Source organism: Kitasatospora sp. NPDC059973 (genome assembly GCF_042737525.1).
Lineage (GTDB): Bacteria > Actinomycetota > Actinomycetes > Streptomycetales > Streptomycetaceae > Kitasatospora.
On the sequence record NZ_JBHWUI010000344.1, the window covers coordinates 1 to 2,673 of the forward strand.

Annotated in this window: 1 protein-coding gene; it reads right to left on the reverse strand. The window is 71.1% G+C overall.

The annotated features are described in order from the left end of the window. Positions 1-2,673 (reverse strand): condensation domain-containing protein (locus tag ACFWA9_RS38935; RefSeq protein WP_380394295.1); only part of this gene is annotated, 2,673 nt, incomplete at both ends.

Below are 2,673 nucleotides of genomic sequence, written 5' to 3' on the forward strand. Positions count from 1 at the left end.
GAGGCCGTGGTGGTGGACGAGGACGCCCTTGGGGCGGCCGGTGGAGCCTGAGGTGTAGATGGCGTAGGCGAGGTTCTGGCCGTCCAGGGCGCGCTCGGGCGCGGTCGCCGGGTACTGGCCGATGGTCGCCTGCTCGCGCTCGACGACGACGAGGGTGCCCTCGTACTGGGCGCCGACGGTGTCGGCCAGGGCGGCGGAGGTGACGATCACCGGGGTCGCGGTGTCGGTGAGGACGTAGGCGAGGCGGTCGGCGGGCCAGGACGGGTCGAGCGGCAGGTAGGCGGCGCCGGCCTTCCACACACCGAGGAGGGTGGGGACGAGGTCGGGGCCGCGCTCCAGGCAGACACCGACGAGGACGTCCGGTCCGGCGCCGAGGGTGAGCAGGTGGTGGGCGATGCGGTTGGCCCGCTCGTCGACCTCGGCGTAGGTCAGCCGGGTCTCGCCGGCGATGACGGCGATCGCGTCGGGCGTGGCCTGCGCCTGGGCTTCGATCAGGTCGACGGTCAGACCCGTCGGCCACTCGACCGGGTCGCCTGCGGCCCAGGTCGTGAGCTGGGCGCGCTCCGCCTCCGGCAGGAGGACACGGCGGGCGTCACCGTCGGCGTCGGCGGCCATCGCCTCCAGCACCAGCCGGTACATGGCGCCCAGGCGCTGCAGGTTCGCCAAGCTGATCACATTGGTCGCACCCGCGAGGTCGAGCTTGCCGCCGACCGTGATGACGCTGAAGCCGAACTCGGTCGTGCCGTCGACCATCGTGCCCTCGACGTCGACCGAGGACTTGTCGACGAGGTGGAAGTCGAGGTACTCGAAGAGGGCGTTCAGCAGCTCCCGGTTACCGCCGGCGGCGCGCTGGATGGCGGGCAGCGGGTAGCGGCGGTGGGACCAGATGGCGGTCTCCGTCGCATGGGTCCGCTCGACCAGCTCGCGCCAGCTCGCGGCACCGCGCGTGGTGGGGAAGGGCAGGGTGTTGAGGTGCATGCCGAGCACCCGGTCGGCGCCCGGCGCCTCCAGGCGGCCGTGGTAGACGACGCCGGTGTGGAAGGCGTCCTCGGCGGTGAAGCTGCCGAGCACCTTGAGGTGCGCGGCGAGCAGCACGTTCTTGAGCGAGGACTTCGCCTCGGCCGCGAGCCTGCGCAGGCCGTCCTCCAGGTCCGCGAACGGGATGTGGACGTGATTGCGGTCCGCGACGCCGTTCAGGTCGGACTCGGCGAAGCCGTCCGGCAGGACCAGCGGGCTGTGGGTGTCGACGACCTGCTGCCAGAACTCCTGGGTCTGCGGGTCGGAGAGCGCGGTCTGCTCGGCGGCGATGAAGTCCGCGTAGCGGACCGACGGCACCTCGTAGGCCGCCGGCTCAAGGCCGTCCCGCAGGCTGCGGTAGCAGGCGAGCAGCTCCATCAGGAGGGTGTGGTAGCTCCACCCCTCGGTGATGGCGTGAATGTGACTGAACGTCAGGCGCCAGGCCCGGTCGGACTCGACGTGCACCGAGATGCGCAGCAGCGGGGCGGCGGTCAGCTCGAAGCCGTTCCGGTGCTCCTGCTCGACGTAGGCGAGCGTGAGGGCCGTCACCTCGGCCTCGGTCAGGCTGCGGACGTCGTGGATGGCGACCGGGATCTCGACGTCGGCGTGAACGAGCTGGAGCGGCCGGCTGAAGCCCTCCAGGTGCATGGAGGTGCGCAGGATGTCGTGCCGGGCGACCACGATGTCGGCGGCGCGGCGGAACGCTGCGGCGTCGAAGGCCTTCGGGTCGGGCAGGCGGAAGGAGTTGATGTTCTGGTAGACGTCCCGGGACTCGGCCGCGAGCATCTCGACGAGCATGCCGGTCTGGATCTGGGAGAGCGGGTAGGCGTCCACGACGTCAGTCGGGAGGGCCTTGCGGTCGTCGTCCGAGATCTGGGCGAAGGGCTGGACGGCGGTGATCAGGGACTCGCCGGTGCCGTTGCCGGGGAGGGCGGCGGCCATGGCGGTGATGGTGCGCTGCTGGAAGACGTCGCGGATGGTGACGTCGTAGCCGGCGGCGCGCAGGGCTCCGACGAGGCGGACGGCGCGGATGGAGTCGCCGCCGAGGTCGAAGAAGCTGTCCTCGACACCGACCTGCGGCAGACCGAGGACCTCGGCCCACACTGCTGCCAGGCGCTCCTCGACCGGAGTACGCGGGGCGGTGTAGCCGCTGGTGGCGAACGCGTCCAGGTCGGGGGCGGGGAGGGCGCGGGTGTCGATCTTGCCGTTGGCGGTGAGGGGGATGGCGTCGATCGTCAGGTAGGCGGTCGGGACCATGTACTCGGGGAGCTTGTCGGCGAGTTCGGCGCGCAGTACCGGAGCATCGAGCACGGTGTCGGTGACGAGGTAGGCGATGAGGGTCTTCTCGCCGTTGGTGTTCTCGCGGACGGTGACGACGGTGTCGGTGATGTGGGGGTGTTCACGTAGGCGGGCTTCGATTTCGCCGAGTTCGATGCGGTAGCCGCGGATCTTGACCTGGTTGTCGGTGCGGCCGAGGGTTTCGAGGGTGCCGTCGGGGAGGAAGCGGGCGAGGTCGCCGGTGCGGTAGAGGCGGGTGCCGGCGGGTCCGTGGGGGTTGGGCAGGAAGCGTTCGGCGGTGAGGTCGGGGCGGTGGTGGTAGCCGCGGGAGATGCCGGTGCCGTCGATGTAGATCTCGCCGGGGACGCCGACGGGGAC